Origin of the sequence: Mesorhizobium sp. WSM3868 (assembly GCF_002294785.1) — a bacterium.
In the GTDB taxonomy this organism is placed as follows: domain Bacteria; phylum Pseudomonadota; class Alphaproteobacteria; order Rhizobiales; family Rhizobiaceae; genus Mesorhizobium.
The window spans coordinates 126309-150438 of record NZ_NSGB01000007.1 but is presented as its reverse complement, the minus strand read 5'-3'; the positions used below and the strand labels follow the sequence as shown (position 1 = coordinate 150438).

Below are 24130 nucleotides of genomic sequence, written 5' to 3'. Positions count from 1 at the left end.
CTAAGCGGGGATGCTGACCCTACTTGTCGGTGACGATCTTGACCTTGTCGCCGGCCGACACACTCGCGCCCGGCGACATTGCGTTGAGCACCCGGAACAGGTCGAGCTTGCGGTCGACGCCGACCATCTGAGCGGCAAGCGTGCCCATGTTCTGGCCGGGCTGCACAGTGACTACTCGGATATGCAGCGGCTTCAGCGCCGCCTTCTCGGCCGCGCTCAACGTGCGGAAGGATCCGCTGACGGAGCGCGCGACGGGCTCCAGCGCGGTGCTGGCCGAGGGTGCCGCAGTCAGCAGCCGGTAGACCTGTCCGCCGGCCCGGATGACCGCGATATCGAACTGCCAGCCTTGCGCACTGGCATGCGCCATCGCCGCCTCGTTGCCGTTGACCGTTTCCTGGCGCACGCTGGCATCGTCCAGTCCGGCGACCCAGCCGCTGCGGATATAGTCGGTGAGCGACACCGACTTGTCGATCGCCACGCCATCGAAGCGGATGGCGATATCGCCCGGACCGGTCGCGGTCACGGCGGCGGCCGAATTGTCGATGACGAAACCCTCAGGCACTGAGAACGACACGCCAAGGCCGGGATGCAGGAAGGTCTGGCCGCGCACATAGCCCTCTTCCGGCGTGTCGCCGTAGAGCAGCCCGTCTATGCCGGCGAGAAAGGCATCGCGGTCGCGCGTGCCGACGCCGGGCGGTCCGAAGTTGCGGGCGAGTCGCTGCGCCAGCTCGATGCGCTGCGGCGTGTTGGGATGCGTGGCCAGGAAGTCGAGGCTGGCATCCGTGGCGCCGCTGACCGAGCGGAAATCGGTATAGGCCGACATCGACTGCAGGAAGCGGCCGGCCGCATAGGGGTCATAGCCCGCTTCACCGATCGACTTGATGCCGATCGCGTCGGCCTGCAGTTCCTGGTTGCGCGAAAACTGCGCAAGCCTCAGCTTGCCGCGGATGAGCGCGGCCTTGGCGGTGGGGCTGTCGCCGAGCACGTCGGAGACGACCTTGGTCGCCAAGCCTTCCTCAGCCTCAAGCTGCTGTCGCTGCAGGCCGTGATTGGCGGTGACGTGGCCCATCTCATGCGCGATGACGGCCGCAAGCTCGGAGGAATCATTTGCCAACGCCAGCAGACCGCGCGTGACATAGAGATAGCCGCCCGGCAGCGCGAAGGCGTTGACGTTGGGCGAATTGAGGATGGTGATGCGATAGGTCTGGGTCGGATTGGCCGAGACCACCGTCAGATTGCCGACGACCTTGGCCACCATGCGCTCGAGCTTCGGATCGGAATATTCGCCGCCATAGGTGGCGAGAATCCGCGGATGCTGCGCTTTGGCCATTTCGGCCAGCCTGGCGTTGGCGACGACATTGTCGACGGTGATCGGCTTGTCGGAGGGCTGGAAGCCGGACTCCTGCACGTCCGGCGGCGTGAACATCTGGCAGCTCGCCAGCGCCACGGCAAAGCCGGCCATCGCGAAAAATCGCGCCAGCGGCTTAGTCCATACTCTCTCGATGCCGGCCGTCAGATCGGCTTCCTTTCGTAATCTTTCGGCAAATCACGGCCCACTCGGACCAGCATGGCCGGACCTAGCCACACTCCCCCGGACAAGGCAAGCAAACGCCTGATCACCCGCGACCGGTTTGGCCGTAAATTATGTCCGCTTCCGGGCAATGTGTTGTCATCCGGCAACGCTGCCGCCTCGATCGCCGATATAGCGCCGGAAGGCCTCCGGTCCAGCACCGTCGAAGAAATCGGCGGCCGACCCTCTTGCCGCGACCCTGCCCTCGTCGACGAACGCGATCCGCTGGCCGATGCGGCGCGCGTCCTGCGGCTGGTGCGTGACGAAAAGCACGGTCATCTGTCGCTCGGCGTGGATGCCGGCCATGAGATCGAGCATGTCTTCGCGCAGCGCCGGGCCGAGCGAGGCGAAAGGCTCGTCGAGCAGAAGCACCGGACGGTCCCGTATGAGCACCCGCGCCAGCGCGACGCGCTGCCGCTCGCCGCCGGAAAGCTCGCGCGGCAGCCGCTTTTCCTTGCCGGCGAGACCGACACGCCCCAGCGCTTCCGCGACCGCGCGGTGGTCGTCGGCCGTGAGCTTGAGCGATGGCGAGCGGCCAAGCCCGACATTGCCCTCGACCGAAAGATGGGCGAACAGGTTGTTTTCCTGGAACACCATCGACACCGGCCGCGCCGAGGGCGGCGCATTGTCGACATCGATCCCGCCGATCAGCACCTTGCCAGCATTGGGTGATTCGAAGCCGGCCACCAGATTGAGCAGCGTCGACTTGCCTGAACCGCTCGGCCCCATGATGGCGGTGATCCTGCCGGCGGCGAATTCGACATCGAACCGGAAGGATGCCTCGCCATAGCTGAAGGATACGCCGTCCAACGTGACGGCCAGGCCCTTCGTGGCCGCGATGCCATTATTATCCCTCGTCATGCCTTTGCCTCCCGCCCCAGCCAGTCGGCGGCGACAACCAGCATCAGGCAGACGAGGCCGAGCAGCAAGGCCAGCCCCGCGGCGTCGGCGGTCCGGTAGCTGCCCATGCGCGCGAGTAGAAGATAGGGCAAGGTCTGGACCGAATCGCTGCCGAACAGCGCGATAACGCCGAGATCGCCGAGCGACAGCGCCATGGCGAACGCAAAGCCGGTGGCCAAGGGCCGCCGCAGCGACGGCCAGTCGACCAGCCGCAGCCGGTTCCAGCCGGAAATGCCGAGCGCCAGGCAGAGTCGCTCGTGGCGCTCGCTCGCCGCGTCATAGGCAGGGCGGACGGCGCGAATGGCAAATGGCATCGCCATCACCGCATTGACCGCGACGACCATGACAGGTGCGATGGCGAACACATCGGTGATGTTGCGCAGAGCCAGGAACCAGCCGGCGCCGATCACGATCGGCGGCACGACCAGCACGAAACCGGCGCCGGTGTCGGCGGCGTGTTCGAGCAGCGACATGGCGCCGCCCGCGCGGCGCCGCAGGGCCAGTGCGCGTCGGGCGGCAATCAGCGACAGCGACAGCATCACGCAAAGCAGCGCCGAGAGAAAGGAGAGCCCGGCGCTGGTGAGCGTCGCCCGACGCACGGCGTCCTCGCCGGCCAGCCGGCCAAGATCCGCCTCCAGCCCGGCGAGCACGGTCGCCGCCATCGGTCCGGCGACGAACAGCAGCGCAAGCACGATCAGGCCGGCATTCAACACGGCCTCGGTGGTGCTGGCCGCAAGGTAGCGGCGTGGCGCTACCGGCAGATTCGTATCGCCGGCCGTGTTGGCGCCGAGTCGCGTCAGCATAGCGACCACGACGAAGGTCAGCAGGATCTGCAGAAACGTTAGTGTTACGGCCCGCGCGGGATCGAAATCGAAGCGCAGCGCCTGGTAGATCGCGACCTCCAGCGTCGTCGCCGCCGGCCCGCCGCCCAGCGTGAGTACAATGGTGAAGGAGGTGATGCACAGCATGAAGACTAGCCCGGCGACCCCCGGCAGCGCCGTGCGCAGCGCCGGCCATTCGATCAGCCGGAAGGCCGACCGAGCGTCCATACCGAGCTGGCTCGCCAGCCGCCACTGGTCGGCCGGCACGGTGCCGAGAGCCTCGAGGAACAGGCGCGTGGCCAATGGCAGGTTGAAGAAGACATGCGCGACCAGGATGCCGGAGAGGCCGTAAATGCCCGGCCATTCCCCACCGCCGAACGTGCCGAGGATGCCGGCAAAATAACCGGCATGGCCGTAGAGCGCCAACACGCCGAGCGCGGCGACGATGGCCGGCAGCGCCAGCGGCACCGTGAACAACTGCAGGATCAGGCGACGTCCGGGAAAGTTCGTTTGCCTGGACAGGGCGCGGCCGACGAACACTGCCGGCAAGACCGAAAGCAATGTCGACAGCAGCGCCTGCCAAAGCGTGAAGCGGGCGACGCGGAGCAGATAGCTGTCGAAGGCCGCGGCAGCGCTGGACGGACCGCTCGCGCCTTCGAGGATCAGGCCGGCGAAGGCGCCGCCGATGAGCAAAGTGATGGCGACAAGGGCGATGATGCCGGCGGTGATGCGAGGGTCAGGGCGCGGCGTGGATTGCACGCTGCACCACGTTGGCTCGAGCTAGCGAACGCCACGTTCCGTCGCACCCCCCTCTGTCCTGCCGGACATCTCCCTCTCTAGGAGGGAGATTGGCAGCTTTGCCGCTCTTCCTACACCGTCGGCGGCTAGCGAAATCACCGATGACCGCGAATTTCCCCCTTTGCGGGGGAGATGGCCGGCCGGACAGAGGGGGGTGCTCAAGCGCCATCCTGCGTCCTACTTGCTCATCGCCGCCAGCCATTCATCCACCCAGGCCTTGCGGTTGGCCGCCACCTCGTCCGGGCTGAACAGCAGGGTTTTGGTCGGCTTCACCAGCTTTTCGAAGGCCGGGTTGAGCGGCTTGTCGGTCTTGCCGGCCGGGAACATCCAGTTGGTCTCCGGGATGACGTTCTGGAACTTGGGACCGGTCATGAAGGCTATGAATTTTTCCGCCAGCGGGTTCTTCGCGCCGGTTTTGGTGATGCCGGCGACCTCGATCTGCAGATATTCGCCCTCATCGAAGGACGCCGCCTGATAGCGCTCGGTGTTCTCGGCCACCATGTGATAGGCCGGCGAGGTGGTATAGGAGAGAACCATCGGCGCCTCGCCCTTGGTGAACAGACCATAGGCCTCGCTCCAGCCCGGCGTCACGGTCAGCACCTTCGGCTTCAGCTTGGCCCAGGCTTCCGGGGCCTTGTCGCCATAGACCGACTTGACCCACAGAAGCAGGCCGAGGCCGGGCGTCGAGGTGCGCGGATCCTGGATGATGATCTTGTCGGGGCCGGCGCCCTCGACCAGTTCCTTCAAGCTCTTCGGCGGCCTCTTCAGCTTTTCGGTGTCGTAGACGACGGCGAAATAGCCGTAGTCGAAAGGCACGAAGGTGTCGTCTTTCCAACCGCCGGGGACATTCACATCGGCCACCGCGCCATGCGGCGCGAACAAGCCGCTCGCCTTGGCCTCGGCGGTGAGATTGGTGTCGAGGCCGAGCACGATATCGGCCTTGGTGCCGGCGCCTTCGAGCTTGACGCGGTTGAGCAGCGCCACGCCGTCGGCGACGGAGACGAAGTCGAGATCGCAGCCGCATTCGGCCTCGAACTCCTTCTTCACCGCAGGTCCGGGACCCCACTCGGCAGTGAAGCTTTCGTAGGTGTAGACGGTAAGCTTGTCTTTCGCCTCGGCAGGTCCGCCTGCCAAAAGCGAAACAAGGCCGGCTGCAAGAACAAGGTTGGACAATAGCGAGCGCATCGGCGCCTCCTTCGTTCGGTTAAAGGAATTGAGGCGTCGGATGGTCCGAAACGTCTAATCCCTCCGCCGGTACAAACCGGATCAGGTTCAGCGGGTTGGCTTTGTGCCTCTCAGCCGGTTCGCAAAATCAGCGTCCGGCACCCCGTTAGAGCATTTCGAGACATAGGCCCGGCCGATGCGGCGCGCAAGCGGAAGTTTCCTGGGCATCCATCAGGGTTCACCGCGGTAGCGAAGTGCGATTCCGTTTGGACGCGCCCGCTTCCGTTTCGTTGGCCGGGCTGGTAAGGGCGACGGCCATGGGCACATTCACCATCCTGCTTGGCGGCGATCTCGTCCGCACGCCTCGGCTCGATCGCCAGATCGAAGGCTCCCGCATTATCGCCGCCGATGCCGGTATCGGCCATGCCGATATGTTTGGCCTGCTGCCGGAGCTCTGGGTCGGAGATTTCGACTCGGTGCCGGCGAGCCTGCCGGAGAATCTGGCCGCCGTGCCGCGCAAGATTTTCCCGACCGAGAAGGATATGACCGACGGCGAGCTCGCCATTGCCGAGGCGCTGGCGCGCGGCGCCACCAGCCTGGTGCTGGCCGGCGCCTTCGGCGGCAAGCGCGCCGATCATGCCTTTCTGCATTTGGCTCTAAGCGTGCGGCTGGCCGAGGCGGGCACGGCCGTGCTGCTGACCAGCGGCGCCCAGGAGGGCGTGCCCATCCTGCCGGGCAAAGCCGGCTTCGACTACGCCGAGGGCACGCTGTTCTCGGTGCTCGGCTTCTCCGACCTCGCCGGCCTGACGGTCTCAGGCGCCAAATGGCCGCTGGACGGTGTCGAGGTGGCGTTCGGCTCCTCGCTTACCATATCAAATGAGGTTAAGGGCCGGCTCCATATCGCGCTCGAGCGTGGCCGGGCGCTGCTGCTCGCCCACCCCTATCCTCTTCCCGAAAGCTGACATGGCCCCGCCTCTTCTCAATCTGGATGGCATAAAACTGACTTTTGGCGGCACGCCGCTGCTCGACGGCGCGGCACTGAGCGCCTCCGCCGGCGAGAAGATCGCGCTTGTCGGCCGCAACGGTTCGGGCAAGTCGACGCTGCTCAAGATCGTCGCGGGGCTGATCGAACCGCAGGACGGCGAAGTATTCCGCCAGCCCTCGGCAACGGTGCGCTACCTGCCGCAAATGCCCGATATGGATGGCTTCGCCAGCGTGCGCGCCTATGTCGAAGCCGGCCTCGGGCCGGCCGACGACCCGCATCGCGCCACCTATCTGATGGAGCATCTCGGCCTGACCGGCGAGGAGCGGCCGAACGACCTTTCCGGCGGCGAGGCGCGCCGCGCAGCACTCGCCCGCGTCATGGCGCCGGAGCCCGATATCCTGCTCCTCGACGAGCCGACCAACCATCTCGACCTGTCGGTCATCGAATGGCTGGAAGAAGAGCTTGCCCGCACCTCCTCGGCCGTGATCCTGATCTCGCACGACCGCCGCTTTCTCGAGCGCGTCTCGCGCGCCACCGTCTGGCTCGACCGCGGCCAGACGCGCCGGCTGGACAAGGGGTTCGCGCATTTTGAGGAATGGCGCGACCAGGTGCTTGAAGAGGAAGAGCGCGAACAGCACAAGCTCGGCCGCCAGATCGTGCGCGAGGAGCATTGGCTGCGCTATGGCGTGACCGCCAGGCGCAAGCGCAACATGCGCCGGCTCGGCGAGCTGCAGGCCATGCGCCAGCGTTTTCGCAGCCATCGCGGCGCCGAGGGTTCGGCGACGATGGTGGCAAGCGACGCCGCTGAATCCGGCAAGCTGGTGATCGAAGCCAAAGGCATCGAGAAGAGTTTTGGCGACCTCACCGTGGTCAAGGGCTTTTCGACCCGTATCCAGCGCGGCGACCGTGTCGGCCTTGTCGGCCCGAACGGCGTCGGCAAGACGACGCTTCTCAAGATGCTGACCGGCGAGCTGGCGCCGGATGCCGGCACTGTGCGGCTTGGCGTCAATCTGGAAATCGCAACGCTCGACCAGAAGCGCGAGGCCGTCGACCCGCAGGAGACGCTGGCGAATTACCTGACCGACGGGCGCGGCGAGAACCTTGTGGTCAATGGCGAGCAGCGCCACGTCGTCTCCTATATGAAGGATTTTCTTTTCAAGCCGGAGCAGGCGCGCACGCCGGTGCGAGAGCTTTCGGGCGGCGAGCGGGCGCGGCTGCTGCTGGCCCGGGTGCTGGCGCGGCCGGCGAACCTTTTGGTGCTCGACGAGCCGACCAACGACCTCGACATGGAGACGCTGGAGCTGCTGCAGGAACTGGTCGCCGGTTTTGCCGGAACGGTCGTCCTGGTCAGTCACGACCGCGATTTCCTCGACCGCACCGTCACCAGCGTGATCGCGCCCGACGGCGCCGGACGCTGGATCGAATACGCCGGCGGCTATTCCGACATGCTGGCGCAACGCGGCGGCTCGAAGCTGGAGGAGCGCAAGGCAAGGCCGAAGGCTGAAGCGAACGAAGCGACGGCCAGGGCCGAACAGACCAGCGCTAAAAGCCCGGCCAAGAAGCTCTCCTTCAAGCAGAAGTTCGCGCTGGAATCTCTGCCGAAGAAGATCGAGGCGGTGAGCGCGTCCATCTCAAGGCTGGAGAACAATATCGCCGACCCGTCCTTCTACGAGCGCGATCCCGCATCGTTCCAGAAGACCATCGCCGCGCTCGACAAGGAGCGCACCACGCTGGCCTCACTTGAGGAAGAGTGGCTGGAGTTGGAGATGCTGCGCGAGGAGATGGAAGGCTAGCCGCTATAGGCAAGCCTCAGAGGCAGGCCTCGCAGATCGCAGCGATATGGCGTCTGTCGGTGCCGCAGCAGCCGCCAAGCACGGCTATCTGGCCGAAGCGGTCGCGCATGGCGCGGTAGCGCCGGCCGAGGTCGACAGGATCGCCTGGATCGAGTTCGGTCGCCGCATCCAGCTCGGCATGGCTTTTGGCGGAGGCGTTGGCCCGCACGCCGCGAATGCGCCTGATCCAGCGTCCGTCGCCGGCAAGGACGGCGTCGAAATGGCTCGGATGCGCGCAGTTGATCATGAAATATGCGGGGGCGCCGTCCGTTTCGTCGTCAACGGTCTCGATGGCGTCTCTCAGGCTCTCCCCCGAAGGCAGGCGTCCGTCCGTCTCGACGGTAAACGAAATCACCGACGGGAGCCCCACCGCCATCGCGGCACAGGCTATTCCGGCAGCCTCCTGCGCATAGGTCATCGTAATGGCGCTGACCATATCGGCGCTGGCATCGCGGAATGCCTTGACCTGATCGCCGTGATAGGTCTCGGCCTCGGCGGGCGACATGACTGTGTCAACGTGGTAGCCGTCGCCACGGGGCCCGACCACCCCATTGACCAGCACGGTCATGCCACGCGCAACATAGGGCGCAGCCAGCGCCCGCGTCCATGACACTGCCTGCATGTCTATGCCCGACAATGCGACTTTCGAATAGCCGAGCTTTTCGCCCCAGTCCGGATTGGCGCGCCACGTCGGAGTATCGAGCACGAAGCCGACGCCGTGTTTGTCGGCGATGTCGAGATACTGGCGGAAATAGCGGGCCAACGTCGTCCGCCCCTCCTCCTCGCCAAGAAGCGGAAAGGCGGCGAAGGAGGGCAGATCGAGGCCTTCCAGAAAAACAAGCGAGGTCTCGAGGCCGCCATCGGTCAGGAAAACGGCTTCACCCAGCTCACGAACGTCGATCTTCGCACTGGTCATCGCCGTCTCCGGTCAGACCTGCCGCTTCCGCGACTATAGCATTTGAGGGCGAATTTGCCATGCCGGTCCGGTCGCGAAGGTCGCGCTGGTCCAAGCTATCCATTGCAGCACTCGCGTGATGCGCATATTCTATACGCATGTTGCGGAGGCTATCATGCGCAAGATTGCCGCAAATGCGGTCCGCCAGCCGGCAAATCTATCGATCGATTCACAGCTCATGAAGGAAGCCAAGGGGCTCAACGTGAATGTATCTCGTGCCGCCGAAGCCGGGATCGCAGAAGCCGTGGCAGCCGAGAAAACGCGGCTGTGGAAGCTCGAAAACCGCGCCACCATGGATGCCTGGAACGAGTATGTCGACACGTACGGCGTTCCGCTCAAGGAGCATAGGCAGTTCTGATGGCGCGCTATGACGCCTTTGCCGCCAGCGGCATCGAAGGCGGCTACCTCCTCGAGGTTCAATCCGACCTGCTCGACAATTTCAAGACGCGCGTCGTCGTTCCGCTTTTGCCCCTCGCGTCGGCGCCGCCCCCAATGCGGAAGCTGCATCCGGTCTTCGAAATCAATGGACGCAAGCTGGTCATGGCCACCCATCTGATCGCTACGGTGGCTGCGACGGAACTCGGGGAAAACCGTTTCAACCTCGCGAAGCATCACGACGAGATCGTTGCAGCGCTCGACATGCTGTTTCAGGGCTTCTGAGCCGCTCGGCCTCAACCGGACGTCTTCGTCGCCCAGGCCTTCAGCGCCTCATCGAACACCTTCTCGCCCGGAATGCCCTTTTCCATGGTGAGCAGGGCACGGCGTCCGGTCTTGTAGACCACCGGCACGTCGATCCAGGCCTGCCCCCTGAGCAGCGTCAGGTTGGCGTCCTCGTCGGCCTTGGTGTCGTTGAGGGCGACGAGGAAGAAGCCGTCGGCGATCTTGGCCGGGATGCCGATCAGCGGGCTGCCGGCGTCCTGTTCCGAGCTCTTCATGGCGATGCGCAGGATGTTGTCGACGCCGCCGCCGTCAAACCCTTCCGGCGTCAGGAAGATCATCTCGATTATGTGGCTGGCCGGCAGCGTCTGGTCGGTATTGCGCCGGATGGTCATGCGCAGCTGGATGTCCTTGCCGGGTATCGTCGCCTCGGCGCGGATGGCCGGCTCCGGCGGCAGGTCGCCGCCCGGCGATTCCTGCACCAGCGACCAGACGATGCTGCCGGGCTCGGCGGTTCCCTGCTGCGTGCTGGTGCGCTCCTCATAGAAGATCGCTTTCTGGCCGACCGGCACGGTCGCTTGGGCCGTCGCAGGCGCAGTCCCGGACGCAGGTGGCGGCGTTGTGCCAGCGGCAGGCGGAGTGGCCGCCGCGGCCGGAGGCGTGGTCCCGGCGGCCGGCGCGGGCGGATTGGCGGCGGCACCGGCGGGCGCTGACGGCGTCGTCCCGGCAGGCGGGCTCGCGGGCGGCGTTTGCGCAGCCTGCGGAGTGTCGGCGGCGGGCGGGGTCGCGGCCGGAGTTGGCGCGGCGGGCGGCGTGCCGGCGGCGGGCGGCGGCGTCATCCCAGGCGCGGCTGGCGGCGGCGTGGTCAGCGCGGCGACGGATTCGCCCTCGCCGATGGTGCTCTGGCCGCCGGCCGGACCAGGATCTACTTCCTTGCCCTCGGGCGTCAGCCGCTGGGTGAATTTCGCTGTTTCGGCCGGTTCATTGGCTGCAGCCGCGTTATTGCCCGCAGCCGGCGGCGCGGCCGCCGTCTCGGCGGTCGGCTTTGTCGGGGCGGCAGGCTTGACCAGAGGCTCGGTCGAGACGGTCTGGCTGCTGCCGCCCTTCAAGCCGAGCATGGAGCTGAACGCATCCTTGTTCATCCAAACACCGTACCCGCCGCCGGCCAGCACCAGCAATGCGACAACGGCAGCAATCAACCCGCCATAGCTGCGCTTGCGCGGCGCAGGCCGCAGCCGCTGGAAAGTATCGGCCGGCTGCTCGTCATTGGCAAAGACATCGCTGTCCTCGTCCGGTTCGGCGGCGTTCATCCCGGGCAGGCCGACATCGTCCTCGCGCGGCGAGGGCATGGGCGGCGGTGCCGCGGGCACCTTATGCCAGCCGCCGGGCTCAGTCTTCGTTGCCCCTTGCCAGCTTGGTTCCGTCTTTGCTGCGCCTTGCCAGCTCGGTTCCGCCTTCACCGGCGCCGGTGCGGGCGCCGTCTTGAAGGGCTCCGGCTTGAAGGGCTCCGGCTTGGCAGGTTCGGGCTTCGCCACCGACGGCTGCCGGACGTGGCTCGGCTGGTTCTTGTTGCGGTCGATCGAGGAAAAAATATGTTCCAGCTCCGCCAGGGGATCTTCCGCTGGAGCCGGCTTGGGCGCCGGAGCAGGCTTGGCATACTCGCGCTCGACGCTGGCGACGGCATCTTCGAGCGAACGTTTCTGCTTGCTGATGACCTCGGCCGACAACGGCGGAGAATAGTTCGCGAGTTTCTTCGCCAGCATCTCACGAGCATTCTCGTAAATCCGCTTGCGCAACTCGGGCGAGGGCTCGCTGTGCTTCGCAAGCTGTTTTTTCAGAACACCAACGAAATCTGCCATGCGTCAGTCGACCTGCAATTCTTTCCCGGGCCGGCCGCAAATCAGCCGTAGCGCCTGGAAGCGCTGTGAAACTAGTCTTGAAACGGATCGGTCACAAGTATCGTGTCGTCCCGCTCCGGGCTGGTGGAAAGCAGTGCAACCGGGGCGCCGATCAGCTCCTCGATGTGGCGGACATATTTGACGGCTTGCGCCGGCAGATCGTTCCAGCTCCTGGCGCCGGCCGTCGTTCCCTTCCAGCCTTCGAGCGTCTCATAGACCGGCTCGACGCGCGACTGGGCGCCCTGGCTGGCCGGCAGATAGTCGATCAACTCGCCATCGAGGCGATAGCCGGTGCAGACCTTGATCTCGTCCAGCCCGTCGAGCACGTCGAGCTTGGTGAGCGCGATGCCCTTGATGCCGTTGACGGCCACCGCCTGGCGCACCAGCACGGCGTCGAACCAGCCGCAGCGGCGCTTGCGGCCGGTGACGACGCCGAATTCGTGGCCGCGCGTGCCGAGGAACTCGCCGACCTCATTCTTCTGCTCGGTCGGGAACGGCCCTTCGCCGACGCGCGTCGTATAGGCCTTGGTGATGCCGAGCACATAGCCGATCGCGCCGGGGCCGGTGCCGGAGCCGGCGGCCGCTTGCCCTGCCACGGTGTTGGATGAGGTGACGAAGGGATAGGTGCCGTGGTCGATATCGAGCAGCGTGCCTTGCGCGCCCTCGAACAGGATGCGCGCACCCGCGCGGCGCTTGTCGTCAAGCACCTTCCAGACGCGGTCCATGTAAGGCAGGATCTCGCCGGCCACCGAGGTCAGCTCCTGCATGATCGCCTCCTGGGTCGCTTCCGGATGGCCGAGCCCGCGGCGCAGCGCATTGTGATGCGTGAGCAGCCTGTCGACCTTCAGGGGAAGCGTTTCCAAATCCGCCAGATCCATCACCCGCACCGCGCGCCGGCCCACCTTGTCCTCATATGCGGGACCGATGCCGCGGCGGGTCGTGCCAATCTTGGTTCCGGAATTCGAGGCGGCGTCTTCGCGGAACCCGTCCAGCTCCCGGTGCAGCGACAGGATAAGCGCGGTGTTTTCGGCGATTTTCAGGCGCTCGGGCGTCACCTCCACGCCCTGCTCCTTGAGCTTCTTTGTTTCCGCGACGAAGGCATGCGGATCGAAGACCACCCCGTTGCCGATGATCGACAGCTTGCCCTCTCTGACCACGCCGGACGGCAGGAGCGAAAGCTTGTAGACCTTGCCGTCGACGACCAGGGTATGACCTGCATTGTGGCCGCCCTGGAAGCGCACGACCACGTCGGCGCGCTCCGACAGCCAGTCGACGATCTTGCCCTTGCCTTCGTCGCCCCACTGCGAGCCGACGACCACCACATTGGCCATGTTCTTTTCCCTTGAGATGCCGCCTTGGCGGCTTGAAACGACAGGCCTCTATAGCCTCATGTGCAGGCCGATGCGACCCCTTCTTTGTCCCCGAAACCACCCAGGGCACAACAAACCAGGCACAACAAATTCCGGCTTTCGCATCATTTACTTGGCCTCGCCATCGCAATAGGCCGGCATCCTTCTTCCACCGCGCCTGCCGGTCCAGGATTAAGCGATGCATCGAGCCGCCTATCTGTTCCTGCTCTCCACCATGCTGCTGTGGGGCGGCAATTCCGTGGCCGGCAAGCTTGCCGTCGGCCATGTGTCGCCGATGACGTTGGTTTTCCTGCGCTGGGTGCTGGCGGCGCTGATCATGCTGCCCGTCGGCTGGCGGACGTTTCGCGAGGACTGGCCTGAACTGCGCCGGCATTGGCTGCTGGTCGCCGGGCTCGGCGCCTGCGGCTTCACGATTTTCAACGTCATCTTCTACACGGCGCTGAACTACACGACCGCCATCAATGTCTCGATCGAGCAGGCCGCCATACCGATCGTCATCATCCTTGCCAACTTCGTGCTGTTTAGGCTGCACGTGCAGCGCCTGCAGATCGTCGGCGTCGCGCTCACCATCCTCGGCGTCGCCCTGACCGCTAGCCATGGCGACCTCGGTCAGCTGCTGAAGCTCGAGCTCAATTTCGGCGACGCCATCATGCTGGTCGCGGTCCTCTGCTACAGCCTCTATTCGGTGGGGCTGCGCCTGAAGCCGGCCGTCCGCTGGCAAAGCTTCATGCTGGCTCTGTCGCTCGCCGCGCTTTTGACCTCGGTGCCGTTCTTTGTCTGGGAAGTGGCGGCGGGCCGCGTCATCGTCCCGGACGCGCGAGGATGGGCGGTCGCGTTCTACACCGCGCTCGGCGCGTCCGTCGTCTCGCAGATCTTCTACATCAAGGGCAACGAGCTGATCGGCGCCAATCGCGCCGGACTGTTCATCAATCTGGTGCCAATCTTCGGCACCCTGCTTTCGGTGCTGATCGTCGGCGAGCAGTTCCAATTCTATCAGGGTCTTGCGCTTGCGCTCGTGCTCGGAGGCATCGCGCTGGCCGAATACAGCGGCAGCAGAGCCGTTCTGTAGGGGAAATGCCCCGCATGCCGAAGCATGCGGAACATGATCTTTCAGGCGGCGCTGACATCGAAGTGCAGCGGTTTGGCCGAATCGATCGATTGGTGCGCCCGCAGCTGATCGAGCACCCTTTCCGGGAAGGGTGCGTCGAGATAGAGCAGCGCGATCGCATCGCCGCCCGGCCGGTTGCGGCCGAGCTGGAAGTTGGCGATGTTGACGCCGTTCTCGCCGCAGACGGTGCCGAGCAGGCCGATGATGCCGGGCGCGTCGGCATTGGTCGTGTAGAGCATGTGCTGGCCGACCTCGGCATCGAGGTTGATGCCCTTGATCTGGATGAAGCGCGGCTTGCCGTCCGAGAAGCAGGTCCCGGCGATCGAGCGCGTCATGTGCTCGGTCTTGACGGTGAGCTTGATATAGCCGTCGAAGACGCCAGATTTGTCGCGCTTGACCTCGGCGACGATGATGCCGCGCTCCTTCACCATGATCGGCGCCGAGACCATGTTGACGTCGGAGACCTGCGGCCGGATCAGGCCGGCAAGAGTGGCGCTCACCAGCGCGCGCGTGTTCATCGTCGCGGTCGAGCCGTCGAACAGGATCTCCACCTCCTTGATCGGATCTTCGGTGACCTGGCCGACAAAGGCGCCGAGCACCTCGGCCAGTTTGACGAAGGGTTTCAGTCGCGGCGCTTCCTCGGCGGTGATCGAGGGCATGTTGATGGCGTTGGAAACGGCGCCCTTGATCAGGTAATCGGCCATCTGCTCGGCCACTTGCAGCGCAACGTTCTCCTGCGCCTCGGTGGTCGAGGCGCCGAGATGCGGGGTTGCCACGACATTCTGCATGCCGAACAGCGGATTGTTCTCCGCCGGCTCGGCCTCGAAAACATCGACGCCGGCGCCGGCCACCTTGCCGCTCTTCAGCGCCGCGACCAGGTCGGCCTCGACGACCAGCCCGCCGCGCGCGCAATTGATGATGCGCACGCCGTCCTTCATCTTGGCGATCGCGGCCGCATCGATGATGTTGCGCGTCTTGTCGGTCAGCGGCGTGTGCAAGGTTATGAAGTCGGCGCGCGCGAAAAGCTCGTCGAGCTCGACCTTCTCGACGCCGAGCTCTTCAGCGCGGCTGTCCGACAGGAACGGATCGAAAGCCACGACATGCATCTTCAGGCCGACGCCGCGCGTCGCGACGATTGAGCCGATATTGCCGCAGCCGATCACGCCCAGCGTCTTGCCGGTGATCTCGACGCCCATGAAGCGGTTCTTCTCCCATTTTCCCGCATGGGTCGAGGCGTTGGCCTCCGGGATTTGGCGCGCCAGCGCGAAGATCATCGCAACGGCATGCTCGGCCGTGGTGATCGAGTTGCCGAAGGGCGTGTTCATCACGATGATGCCCTTGCGGCTCGCCGCCGGAATGTCGACATTGTCGACGCCGATGCCGGCGCGGCCGACGACCTTGAGCCTGGTGGCGGCATTGATCAGCTTCTCGGTGACCTTGGTCGCCGAGCGGATGGCGAGGCCGTCATACTGGCCGATCACTTCGAGAAGCTTTTCCTTGTCCTTGCCGAGATCGGGCAGGTAGTCGACCTCGATGCCGCGGTCCTTGAAGATCTGCACGGCGGTGGTTGAAAGTTTATCCGAGACGAGAACGCGGGGCGCCATGGCGGCCTCCTTGAAGAATGGGATTGATCCGTTTGGGATCGGCGGCCCGAAGGCCGCCGCGAATGACTCAGGCGGCCGCTTTCAGCGACGCCTTCTGCATGGCGAAGGCCCAGTCGAGCCAGGGCAGCAGTGCTTCGAGATCGGAGGTCTCGACGGTCGCGCCGCACCAGATGCGAAGGCCGGGCGGCGCATCGCGGTAGGAGCCGATGTCGTAGGCGACACCTTCCCTGTCGAGCGCCGAGACGATACCCTTGGCGAAAGCCGCCTGACCCTCGGCATCGAGCGCCGCCACGTGCGGATCGGTGAAGGACAGGCACACGGAAGTGTTCGAGCGCGTCGCCGGATCGCCGGCCAGATGGCCGAGCCACGACGACCTGGCCACGAACCGGTCCAGCACCGCGGCGTTGGCGTCGGCGCGGGCGATCAGCGCTTCCAGGCCGCCGATCGACTTCGCCCATTGAAGCGCATCGAGATAGTCCTCGACGCACAGCATCGACGGCGTGTTGATGGTCTCGCCCTTAAAGATGCCCTCGATCAGCTTGCCGCCCGAGGTCAGGCGGAAGATCTTCGGCAGCGGCCAGGCCGGCTTGTAGGTTTCCAGCCGCTCGACGGCGCGCGGGCTGAGGATCAGCATGCCGTGCGCGCCCTCGCCACCCAGCACCTTCTGCCAGGAGAAGGTGACGACGTCGAGTTTATCGAAGTCGAGCCGCTGCGCGAACGCCGCCGAGGTGGCGTCGCAGATGGTGAGACCCTTGCGGTCGGCCGGAATGAAATCGCCGTTCGGCACGCGCACGCCGGAGGTCGTGCCGTTCCAGGTGAAGACCACGTCGCGGTCGAAATCGATCTGCGTCAGATCCGGCAACACGCCGTAGCCGGCCTCGAACTTGCGCACATCGGCGAGCTTGAGCTGCTTGACGACATCGGTCACCCAACCGGAACCGAAACTTTCCCAGGCGACCATGTCGACACCGCGCTCGCCAAGCAGTGACCACAGTGCCATCTCGACCGCGCCGGTATCGGATGCCGGCACGATGCCGATCCGGTAGCCGGCCGGGACCTTGAGGATTTCGCGCGTCAGCTCGATCGCCTGCTCGAGCTTGCCCTTGCCGATTTTGGCGCGGTGGGAGCGTCCGAGCGCAGCAGCTTTCAGCGCCTCGACCGACCAGCCGGGGCGTTTTGCACAGGGACCTGAGGAGAAATTGGGATTTGCCGGACGGAGTCCGGGCTTGGTAAGCGTCGTCATCGTGGTCTATCCTTCCAGATAGTGGCCCCTCGTTGGGGAGGGGTGGCCCACGGACGGCGATATGCTTTCAGGCTTTCGGCGTCAAGAGCAAAGTTTTTGTCGCTGCCGGGATATTTGTCTCACGGCACCACGCGCTGGAAACGAAAAGAACGGCGGACCGCTCGATCCGCCGGCGGCAATTTCCGAGTTCCCTCGCTCACCAAAGATCGTAGCGCAGCCCGAGCTTGACCGTCTGATAGTCAATGCCCTTGCGGATATTGAAAGCGCCACCATCATAGGCGACGTATTTCGCCGCTGGGACGGAAAAGTATTCGTAGCCGAGATCGACCGAAACGTTCTTCGTGACTTGGTAAGAGAGCCCTGCGCCGATGGAATAGGCCAGATTGAACTTTGCCGCAGTATCGGTCTGCCCTTCATAGCCGGCCGGATCGTCGCAGAAAAATCCGCCGGTGCCGGCGCTGTTCGTAGGAACCTCCACGCAGTCGCGCGCGCCGATGCTTCTGTAGTATTTGTTGTAGGCGAGCCCGATGCCGCCGCCGATATAGGGCGTGAGCCCGACATAGGTGCCCAGGTCTACATAGCCATTGGCCATGATGCTGTAGCCCTTGTTGGAAGCGTTGTCGGAAAGGTCGCAGGCCTGGCTGGTCGCAACGGAATTGATCGTTCCGAAACCGTCGTCCACAAGCGTGTGCCCGTCGCAGGTGGCTCCCAGTCTGTCATGGGCGGCGAATTTGTCGGTCGGCAGGATTCCACCGTTCAACTCGACCCGGAGGTAGTCGTTGACGTGATAGCCCATGCCGATGCTGCCGCTGAACAAGCTGGACTCATCGCTGAAGCTGTTGAGCGGTCCCGACGAGGTTTCCTCATGCTTGAACGGGTGGCTGAAAGCGTAGCCGACGTCGCCGCGGAGGTACCAGCCGGAGCCTACCTCGACCGGCTGATAGTCCGGCGCCTGATCGACATAGATCGGCGGATCGTAGTCGGCCGACACCGCCTGTGTCGCCGGCATCAGCACGATTGCGGCGAGCGCCAGTGCGATACGCGATTTTGATGTCATGGTCCCCGGCTCCTGAGATTGGCACCAGTCGCGAACGCGAGCACAGCTGCCGTTTCAGGAGCATTGTTAACCATAGTGGTTAAGTGCCGGTTAAGGATAACAGGGGGTTACCGAATTGATTTCGATGCTGTTTTACCGGCCACCCACAAAAGAAAATCGCCCGGCTGACGCCGGGCGATCGGCAGAATTCCAGGATCTTCGAAGCGACTACTTGGTGTAGATCGGCTCCGGCTCCGGCTGGTAGGCCACCGGTGTAGTGCACCCATTGTTGCCGCCGAATTGGTAGCGCAGACCGCCGCGCACCTCATGCGTGTTGATGCCGTGGTCGAACCCCGGCCCGGAACTCGTCGAATCGAACTCGAACATGCGCCCGCCCTGGATGTGAGTGAAGCGGTAGCCTGCGTCGAGGATCACCCTGTCGGTCAGGCAGTAGGAAGCGCCGGCCATGAGCGCATAGGCGAAGCGCCAGTTAGACGAACCCGGGTTGGTTTCGGTGGTATTCGGATCGTGGACCGTGTCCCACTTGACGTGCGCGCCGCCGATGCCGGCGCCGACGTAAGGCGTGATGCCGTGATAGGTGCCGATGTCGACATAGGCATTGGCCAACAGCAGCAACGCGCTCATCCTCGACACCTCGGTGGATGTCGTTACGAGGTCCGAGGTCTGGCCGTTGAAGTCCGACTTGAACCAATAGTCGGCCGTCAGATCGGTTCGGAAGTAATCGTTGATCTTGTAGCCGACGCCGCCGCCGAGCGAGAAACCGCCCTTCAGCTTGCCGAAATCGAAATCGTTAGTGCCGGGCGGTGGCCCGTATGTAATGTAGTCGATGCCGCGCAAGGTCGACTTGTGGTAGTCGATGTCGCCGCGAATATACCAGCCGCCAACGTCGATCGGCTGAGCCTCGACCACCGGCGGCGGAGCTTCCTCCACCGGCGGTGGTTCCCCCAGGTCGGCGGCGAGGGCCGGTCCGGCCACTCCCGCCAACAGCGCGGCAAACAGTGCCATTCTTGCGGTATCGAACATGCTGTCACCCCTAAGAAGCCTCGGGACGACATCGCCCGAAGATGAACCTCGGCGTGGATAATGAATTGCAAAGGTTAAAAGCCGTTTAACCGTACCGATTAACCACGAATCCCTACAATTTTAGAGGGTATTCCGTTGTCCGGGGGTGTTGTGCGCGCGCGAAAAAGCCCGCCTGGCGGCGGGCTTGCAGATGCGATCGTCCGCTTTGCGGCGGCGATCAGGCGGCGCTGCGGGTATCCGAGATGATGCCGACGATCTCGTTGACGACGGCCTCGACCAGCTGCGGATCGTCGCCTTCGGCCATGACGCGGATGAGCGGCTCGGTGCCGGACGGCCGGATAACGAGGCGGCCGGCCTTGCCCAGGCGGTTGCGCCCTTCCTCGATGGCTGCCTTGACCGGCGCCTCCTCCAGCGGCTTGCCGCCGGAGATGCGGACGTTCTTCAGAAGCTGAGGCACCGGCTCGAACTTTTTCGACAGCTCGCTGACCGGCCGGTTCTGCCGCTTGATGCAGGCCAGCACCTGCAGCGCCGAAACCAGGCCGTCGCCGGTGGTCGAGAAATCGGACAGCACGATATGGCCGGACTGCTCCCCGCCGACATTGAGGCCGTGCGCGCGCATGTGCTCGACGACATAGCGGTCGCCGACCTTGGTGCGGTGCAGCTGCAGCTTCATGTCGCCAAGGAAACGCTCGAGACCGAGATTGGACATCACCGTCGAGACGACGCCGCCGCCGGCCAGCCGCCCGCTCTGGTGCCAGGACTCGGCGATCAGCGCCATGATCTGGTCGCCGTCGACGATGGCGCCGTTCTCGTCGACGATGACCACACGGTCGGCGTCGCCGTCGAGCGCGATGCCGATATCGGCGCGCACCTCGTGCACCTTCTTCTGCAGGCCGGCCGGATGGGTCGAGCCGCACTCCTTGTTGATGTTGAAGCCGTTCGGCTCGACATTGATGGCGACTACCTCGGCGCCGAGCTCCCACAGCGCCTCCGGCGCCACCTTGTAGGAGGCGCCGTTCGCGCAGTCGACGACGATCCGAAGCCCGGAAAGCGACATCGAGCGCGGCAGCGTGCGCTTGGCGAATTCGATATAGCGGTCGTGGACGCCGTCGACGCGCTTGGCGCGCCCCAGCCCGTCGGAATCGGCAAGCGACAACTCGATGTCCTTGTCGAGCATGCCTTCGATGCGCTCTTCGATCTCGTCGGAGAGCTTATAGCCGTCGGGGCCGAACAGCTTGATGCCGTTGTCGTAATAAGGGTTATGCGAGGCCGAGATCATCACCCCGATGTCGGCGCGCAGCGAGCGCACCAGCATGGCGACCGCCGGCGTCGGAATCGGCCCGAGCAGGAACACGTCCATGCCGGCGGCGCACAGGCCTGACACCATCGCGTTCTCGATCATGTAGCCGGAAAGCCGCGTGTCCTTGCCGAGCACGACGCGGTGCCGATGGTTGCCCCGCTGGAAAGAAAGGCCGGCGGCCATACCTACCCGCATGGCCACCTCGGCCGTCATGGGAAACTTGTTGGCGCGTCCGCGAATGCCGTCGGTGCCGAAATACTGCCCTGCCATACCTGCCAAAGTCCCCGTCGGTTTCAGCCGTCCGTATTGCCACAATTGGGCCGCATCCGATCATCACGTTTCGTGATTATATATTACCATTCCTTAGAAAATCATTGTCGCGGACGGGTCAAGTGATTCGGCAGCCTGCCACGACCTCTCGTTGTAGCGGGAATATAAAAGCCCGGACAGCTTTTCCGCCCGACACGGTTGGAAAAACCTTATTTGCTCGAACCGAGCGCCAGCAATTTAGCGCCCTGTCGGCAGGAACACACTTTGTGAGGGCATCCGCGCGGGAAGCATCTGGCGCAGCCCGAAGTTGAGAGCTATTGATTTGGTATAGAGACCATTTGGCGCAGCAAGGGAGAAAAACGCCATGCTTATTCATAGACTTGCAACATTGACGGGCATCGCCGTCGCAACCCTGTTCCTGGCGGCGCCGGCCAACGCGCTGACCATGGCCGAGTGCAGCACCAAGTACAACGCGGCCAAGGACGCCGGAACGCTCAATGGCCAGACCTGGAACCAGTTCCGCAAGGCCCAGTGCGGCAGCGACGCTTCCGCCGCGACCGACACCAAGGCGGCGACCGACACCAAGGCGGCGACTGAGACCAAGGCTGCGACCGAGACCAAGGCTTCTGACACCAAGAAGGCAAAGACGGCAGCTGCCTCGGACGACACGGCCAAGGGCCTGACCGCAAAGGAATGCAGCACCAAGTATCAGGCCGCCAAGGCGGCCGGCACGCTGAACGGCATGAAGTGGAACGATTTCCGCAAGGCTGAATGCGGCCCCGGCGCCACTGCTGCGGCAACCGCCAAACCTGCCGCCAGCAAGACTTCCACCGCCGCTGACGGTGGTTCGGCCAAGGGTCTGACCATGGCCGAATGCAGCAGCAAGTACCAGGCTGCCAAGACCGCCAACAAGCTCAACGGCATGAAGTGGAACGACTTCCGCAAGACCGAATGCGGCGCCGGCGACGACGACGACACCGTGCCGGCTCCGACCGAGGCGACTTTCACCAAGGAACCGGCAAAGCCCAGCGTGGCTGCGCCGAAGGGCGTGACCTTCCCGACCGCCATCTCGCCGAAATTCGCCAACGAGACGCCGGCCAAGGCCCGCATGCACACCTGCCTCGAGCAGTACTATGCCAACAAGGACGCCAACACGCTGAACGGCCTGCGGTGGATCCAGAAGGGCGGCGGCTTCTACAGCCTCTGCAACGCCAAGCTGAAGAGCTGATCGCTCAGCGCTTACCTCCAAGACAAAGGCCCGCGCATCGCGAGATGCGCGGGCTTTTTCGTTGGACGCGCATAAAGAGGCATATCGGCGCCGCAAAAGAACCCCCGCCGGCGAAGCTACCAATCTCCCCCTATATGGACTGAGGACATCGCGAAAAGGTGTGCGAAGACATCGCGAACAGTTTCGTGCGTTTTGCGCGGGAGGTTCGGGGTGCCATGCGAGGCCAGAAGCGTGATGAGCCAGAAGGAAGATTGGCGCTTGCGCCGGACGCCGATCTTGCAGGTGCGGTCCGCGAGCGACTCGCCAATCGTCTGTGACCTCCCAAACAAAAACGCCGCGGTCTGAGCCGCGGCGTCGTTTTTTATGTTTCGTTTTCGATCGAGCCTTAGCCCTGCGGCTGCGGCTCCATGCCGCCTTCGGGCTCGGGGCCCTTCTTGCGACGGCCGCCGGTGCCGGCTTTCGGCACAGCCGAGCCGCGGCTGGGCGGCGTGTCGTCGCCAAGGTCGCGGGCGGGCTTGTGGCCGGCGATCAGCTGCTTGATCTCCTCGCCGGTCAGGGTCTCGTATTCGAGCAGCCCTTCGGCCAGCGCGATCCAGTCCTTCTTCTTCTTGGTCAGCACGGTCTTGGCGGTGGAATAGGCATCGTCGATCAGCCGGCGCACCTCGGCGTCGATGATCTGCGCGGTCTCTTCCGAGATGTTCTGCTGGCGCGCCACCGAATGGCCGAGGAAGACCTCTTCCTGGTTGTCGCCATAGGCGACATGGCCGAGCTTGTCGGAGAAGCCCCAGCGCGTGACCATGGCGCGCGCCAGCTTGGTCGCCTGCTCGATGTCGGAGGAGGCGCCGGAGGTGATGTTCTCCTTGCCGAACTTGAACTCCTCGGCGACGCGGCCGCCCATCATGATCGCCAGCCTCGAGATCATGTATTTGTAGCTCATCGAATAGCGGTCGCCTTCCGGCAGCTGCATGACCATGCCGAGCGCGCGGCCGCGCGGGATGATGGTCGCCTTGTGCAGCGGATCGGCCGTCGGCACGTTGAGCGCCAGGATGGCGTGGCCTGCCTCGTGATAGGCGGTCAGCTCCTTCTCGGCCTGCGTCATCGCCGACGAGCGGCGCTCGGCGCCCATCATGATCTTGTCCTTGGCGTCCTCGAACTCGGCCATGGTGACGAGCCGCTTGTTGCGACGCGCCGCCATCAGCGCGGATTCGTTGACCAGGTTCATCAGGTCGGCGCCGGAGAAGCCGGGCGTGCCGCGCGCGATGACCTTGAGGTCGACATTGGGCGCCAGCGGCACGTTGCGCACATGCACCTTGAGGATCTTCTCGCGGCCGACGATGTCGGGGTTCGGCACGACCACCTGGCGGTCGAAGCGGCCCGGCCTGAGCAGCGCCGGGTCGAGCACGTCGGGCCGGTTGGTGGCGGCGATCAGGATGATGCTTTCGTTGGACTCGAAGCCGTCCATCTCGACCAGCAGCTGGTTCAGCGTCTGCTCGCGCTCGTCATTGCCGCCGCCGAGGCCGGCGCCGCGATGGCGGCCGACAGCGTCGATTTCGTCGATGAAGATGATGCAGGGGGCGTTCTTCTTGGCCTGGTCGAACATGTCGCGCACCCGGCTTGCGCCGACGCCGACGAACATCTCGACGAAATCCGAGCCGGAGATGGTGAAGAACGGCACGTTGGCCTCGCCTGCGACGGAGCGGGCGAGCAGCGTCTTGCCGGTTCCGGGAGGGCCGACCAGCAGCACGCCGCGCGGGATCTTGCCGCCGAGCCGCTGGAACTTCTGCGGATCGCGCAGGAACTCGACGATCTCCTCCAGGTCCTCCTTGGCCTCGTCGACGCCGGCGACGTCCTGGAAGGTGACGCGGCCATGCGCCTCGGTGAGCAACTTCGCCTTCGACTTGCCGAAGCCCATGGCGCGGCCGGAGCCGGACTGCATCTGGCGCATGAAGAATATCCACACGCCGAGGATCAGGATCATCGGCAGCCACGAGATCAGATAGCCGAACAGCGAGTTCGAACCGTCGCTTTCAGGCCGCGCGTTGATGGTGACGTTCTTGTCCTGCAGCCTGGAGACCAGCGACGGATCGCCCGGCGAATAGGTCTGGAAGCCGTTGGCGTTGTCCGTGTAGTTGCCCGAGATACGGGCGCCGGCGATCGTCACGCTCTTGACTCGGCCGGAAGAGACATCCTGCAGGAACTGCGAATAGGCAATCTCGCTCGAAGCGCCGCGCGTCTGCGGCGTCTGGAAAAGATTGAACAAAGCGATGAGCAGGACCGCTATGATCGCCCAGAGCGCGAGGTTGCGATAATTCGGATTCATCTATTGTCCTGTTGGCGTCCGCGCGCG

Annotated in this window: 19 protein-coding genes and 1 riboswitch; of the genes, 6 read left to right on the top strand and 13 right to left on the bottom strand. The window is 64.6% G+C overall.

Annotation, left to right across the window (positions count from 1 at the left end; all coding sequences use genetic code 11):
• Positions 1 to 19 precede the first annotated feature (19 nt).
• From CK221_RS13875 to thiB, 4 genes are all read right to left on the bottom strand, one after another.
• Positions 20 to 1462, bottom strand: a complete 1443-nt coding sequence (locus CK221_RS13875) for a M48 family metalloprotease (protein ID WP_095778111.1) — start codon at positions 1460 to 1462, stop codon at positions 20 to 22.
• A 207-nt stretch (positions 1463 to 1669) separates the two neighbouring features.
• On the bottom strand, positions 1670 to 2431 hold the full coding sequence (gene thiQ, locus CK221_RS13870) for a thiamine ABC transporter ATP-binding protein (protein WP_067001857.1): 762 nt from the start codon (positions 2429 to 2431) through the stop codon (positions 1670 to 1672).
• Positions 2428 to 4050 carry a thiamine/thiamine pyrophosphate ABC transporter permease gene (gene thiP / locus CK221_RS13865; protein WP_095778110.1) on the bottom strand — a complete coding sequence of 541 codons (1623 nt, stop codon included), beginning with the start codon at positions 4048 to 4050 and terminating at the stop codon, positions 2428 to 2430. Before thiP ends, thiQ begins: the two co-directional genes overlap by 4 nt.
• Before the next feature lie 216 nt (positions 4051 to 4266).
• Positions 4267 to 5274 (bottom strand): thiamine ABC transporter substrate binding subunit, encoded by a 1008-nt coding sequence (gene thiB, locus CK221_RS13855; RefSeq protein WP_095778108.1) that lies wholly within the window; start codon positions 5272 to 5274, stop codon positions 4267 to 4269.
• Positions 5275 to 5315: 41 nt separating this feature from the next.
• Positions 5316 to 5429, bottom strand: a riboswitch (TPP riboswitch).
• Between the two features lie 141 nt (positions 5430 to 5570).
• Between thiB and CK221_RS13850 the strand changes: the two genes are divergently transcribed.
• Both CK221_RS13850 and CK221_RS13845 read left to right on the top strand, forming a co-directional pair.
• On the top strand, positions 5571 to 6215 hold the full coding sequence (locus tag CK221_RS13850; RefSeq protein WP_095778107.1) for a thiamine diphosphokinase: 645 nt from the start codon (positions 5571 to 5573) through the stop codon (positions 6213 to 6215).
• A gap of 1 nt (position 6216) precedes the next feature.
• The gene (locus CK221_RS13845; protein ID WP_095778106.1) at positions 6217 to 8031 is read left to right on the top strand and encodes an ABC-F family ATP-binding cassette domain-containing protein; all 1815 of its coding nucleotides are present in this window, start codon (positions 6217 to 6219) and stop codon (positions 8029 to 8031) included.
• Positions 8032 to 8047: 16 nt separating this feature from the next.
• Here CK221_RS13845 and CK221_RS13840 read toward each other — a convergent pair whose 3' ends face one another.
• Positions 8048 to 8986 (bottom strand): homocysteine S-methyltransferase family protein, encoded by a 939-nt coding sequence (locus CK221_RS13840; protein WP_095778105.1) that lies wholly within the window; start codon positions 8984 to 8986, stop codon positions 8048 to 8050.
• A gap of 154 nt (positions 8987 to 9140) precedes the next feature.
• Here CK221_RS13840 and CK221_RS13835 point away from each other — a divergent pair, with 154 nt between their 5' ends.
• Positions 9141 to 9383: a type II toxin-antitoxin system CcdA family antitoxin gene (locus tag CK221_RS13835; RefSeq protein WP_067002201.1), complete on the top strand. Its 243-nt coding sequence runs from the start codon at positions 9141 to 9143 to the stop codon at positions 9381 to 9383.
• Positions 9383 to 9685, top strand: coding sequence for a CcdB family protein (locus CK221_RS13830; RefSeq protein ID WP_067001839.1), 303 nt, complete (start codon positions 9383 to 9385; stop codon positions 9683 to 9685). Before CK221_RS13835 ends, CK221_RS13830 begins: the two co-directional genes overlap by 1 nt.
• A gap of 11 nt (positions 9686 to 9696) precedes the next feature.
• On the opposite strand, the gene CK221_RS13825 is transcribed toward CK221_RS13830, so the two are convergent.
• Positions 9697 to 11541, bottom strand: a complete 1845-nt coding sequence (locus tag CK221_RS13825) for a hypothetical protein (RefSeq protein ID WP_095778104.1) — start codon at positions 11539 to 11541, stop codon at positions 9697 to 9699.
• 71 nt (positions 11542 to 11612) lie between these two features.
• Entirely contained in the window at positions 11613 to 12911 is a 1299-nt protein-coding gene (locus CK221_RS13820) for an adenylosuccinate synthase (protein WP_067001833.1), read from the bottom strand.
• 217 nt (positions 12912 to 13128) lie between these two features.
• Between CK221_RS13820 and CK221_RS13815 the strand changes: the two genes are divergently transcribed.
• Entirely contained in the window at positions 13129 to 14019 is an 891-nt protein-coding gene (locus CK221_RS13815) for a DMT family transporter (protein WP_095778103.1), read from the top strand.
• A 41-nt stretch (positions 14020 to 14060) separates the two neighbouring features.
• On the opposite strand, the gene serA is transcribed toward CK221_RS13815, so the two are convergent.
• From serA to glmM, 5 genes are all read right to left on the bottom strand, one after another.
• Positions 14061 to 15662, bottom strand: a complete 1602-nt coding sequence (gene serA, locus CK221_RS13810) for a phosphoglycerate dehydrogenase (protein ID WP_095778102.1) — start codon at positions 15660 to 15662, stop codon at positions 14061 to 14063.
• Positions 15663 to 15729: 67 nt separating this feature from the next.
• A complete protein-coding gene (locus tag CK221_RS13805; protein ID WP_095778101.1) occupies positions 15730 to 16905 on the bottom strand; it encodes a phosphoserine transaminase in 1176 nt (391 codons plus the stop codon).
• Between the two features lie 196 nt (positions 16906 to 17101).
• Positions 17102 to 17962: an outer membrane protein gene (locus tag CK221_RS13800; RefSeq protein WP_067319444.1), complete on the bottom strand. Its 861-nt coding sequence runs from the start codon at positions 17960 to 17962 to the stop codon at positions 17102 to 17104.
• Positions 17963 to 18169: 207 nt separating this feature from the next.
• Positions 18170 to 18985 carry an outer membrane protein gene (locus tag CK221_RS13795; protein ID WP_067001819.1) on the bottom strand — a complete coding sequence of 272 codons (816 nt, stop codon included), beginning with the start codon at positions 18983 to 18985 and terminating at the stop codon, positions 18170 to 18172.
• Between the two features lie 217 nt (positions 18986 to 19202).
• Positions 19203 to 20555, bottom strand: coding sequence for a phosphoglucosamine mutase (gene glmM / locus CK221_RS13790; protein ID WP_067001816.1), 1353 nt, complete (start codon positions 20553 to 20555; stop codon positions 19203 to 19205).
• Between the two features lie 364 nt (positions 20556 to 20919).
• Here glmM and CK221_RS13785 point away from each other — a divergent pair, with 364 nt between their 5' ends.
• A complete protein-coding gene (locus CK221_RS13785; RefSeq protein WP_095778100.1) occupies positions 20920 to 21783 on the top strand; it encodes a hypothetical protein in 864 nt (287 codons plus the stop codon).
• Between the two features lie 385 nt (positions 21784 to 22168).
• Here CK221_RS13785 and ftsH read toward each other — a convergent pair whose 3' ends face one another.
• Complete coding sequence (gene ftsH / locus CK221_RS13780; protein WP_067001810.1) at positions 22169 to 24103, bottom strand: ATP-dependent zinc metalloprotease FtsH; 1935 nt, start codon at positions 24101 to 24103, stop codon at positions 22169 to 22171.
• Between the last annotated feature and the right edge of the window lie 27 nt (positions 24104 to 24130).

Coding starts and splice junctions, on each gene's coding strand:
- CK221_RS13875 (WP_095778111.1), bottom strand. CDS start 1,462: ATGGCCGGCTTTGCCGTGGCGCTGGCGAGCTGCCAGATGTTCACGCCG.
- thiQ (WP_067001857.1), bottom strand. CDS start 2,431: ATGACGAGGGATAATAATGGCATCGCGGCCACGAAGGGCCTGGCCGTC.
- thiB (WP_095778108.1), bottom strand. CDS start 5,274: ATGCGCTCGCTATTGTCCAACCTTGTTCTTGCAGCCGGCCTTGTTTCG.
- CK221_RS13850 (WP_095778107.1), top strand. CDS start 5,571: ATGGGCACATTCACCATCCTGCTTGGCGGCGATCTCGTCCGCACGCCT.
- CK221_RS13845 (WP_095778106.1), top strand. CDS start 6,217: ATGGCCCCGCCTCTTCTCAATCTGGATGGCATAAAACTGACTTTTGGC.
- CK221_RS13840 (WP_095778105.1), bottom strand. CDS start 8,986: ATGACCAGTGCGAAGATCGACGTTCGTGAGCTGGGTGAAGCCGTTTTC.
- CK221_RS13835 (WP_067002201.1), top strand. CDS start 9,141: ATGCGCAAGATTGCCGCAAATGCGGTCCGCCAGCCGGCAAATCTATCG.
- CK221_RS13830 (WP_067001839.1), top strand. CDS start 9,383: ATGGCGCGCTATGACGCCTTTGCCGCCAGCGGCATCGAAGGCGGCTAC.
- CK221_RS13825 (WP_095778104.1), bottom strand. CDS start 11,541: ATGGCAGATTTCGTTGGTGTTCTGAAAAAACAGCTTGCGAAGCACAGC.
- CK221_RS13820 (WP_067001833.1), bottom strand. CDS start 12,911: ATGGCCAATGTGGTGGTCGTCGGCTCGCAGTGGGGCGACGAAGGCAAG.
- CK221_RS13815 (WP_095778103.1), top strand. CDS start 13,129: ATGCATCGAGCCGCCTATCTGTTCCTGCTCTCCACCATGCTGCTGTGG.
- serA (WP_095778102.1), bottom strand. CDS start 15,662: ATGGCGCCCCGCGTTCTCGTCTCGGATAAACTTTCAACCACCGCCGTG.
- CK221_RS13805 (WP_095778101.1), bottom strand. CDS start 16,905: ATGACGACGCTTACCAAGCCCGGACTCCGTCCGGCAAATCCCAATTTC.
- CK221_RS13800 (WP_067319444.1), bottom strand. CDS start 17,962: ATGACATCAAAATCGCGTATCGCACTGGCGCTCGCCGCAATCGTGCTG.
- CK221_RS13795 (WP_067001819.1), bottom strand. CDS start 18,985: ATGTTCGATACCGCAAGAATGGCACTGTTTGCCGCGCTGTTGGCGGGA.
- glmM (WP_067001816.1), bottom strand. CDS start 20,555: ATGGCAGGGCAGTATTTCGGCACCGACGGCATTCGCGGACGCGCCAAC.
- CK221_RS13785 (WP_095778100.1), top strand. CDS start 20,920: ATGCTTATTCATAGACTTGCAACATTGACGGGCATCGCCGTCGCAACC.
- ftsH (WP_067001810.1), bottom strand. CDS start 24,103: ATGAATCCGAATTATCGCAACCTCGCGCTCTGGGCGATCATAGCGGTC.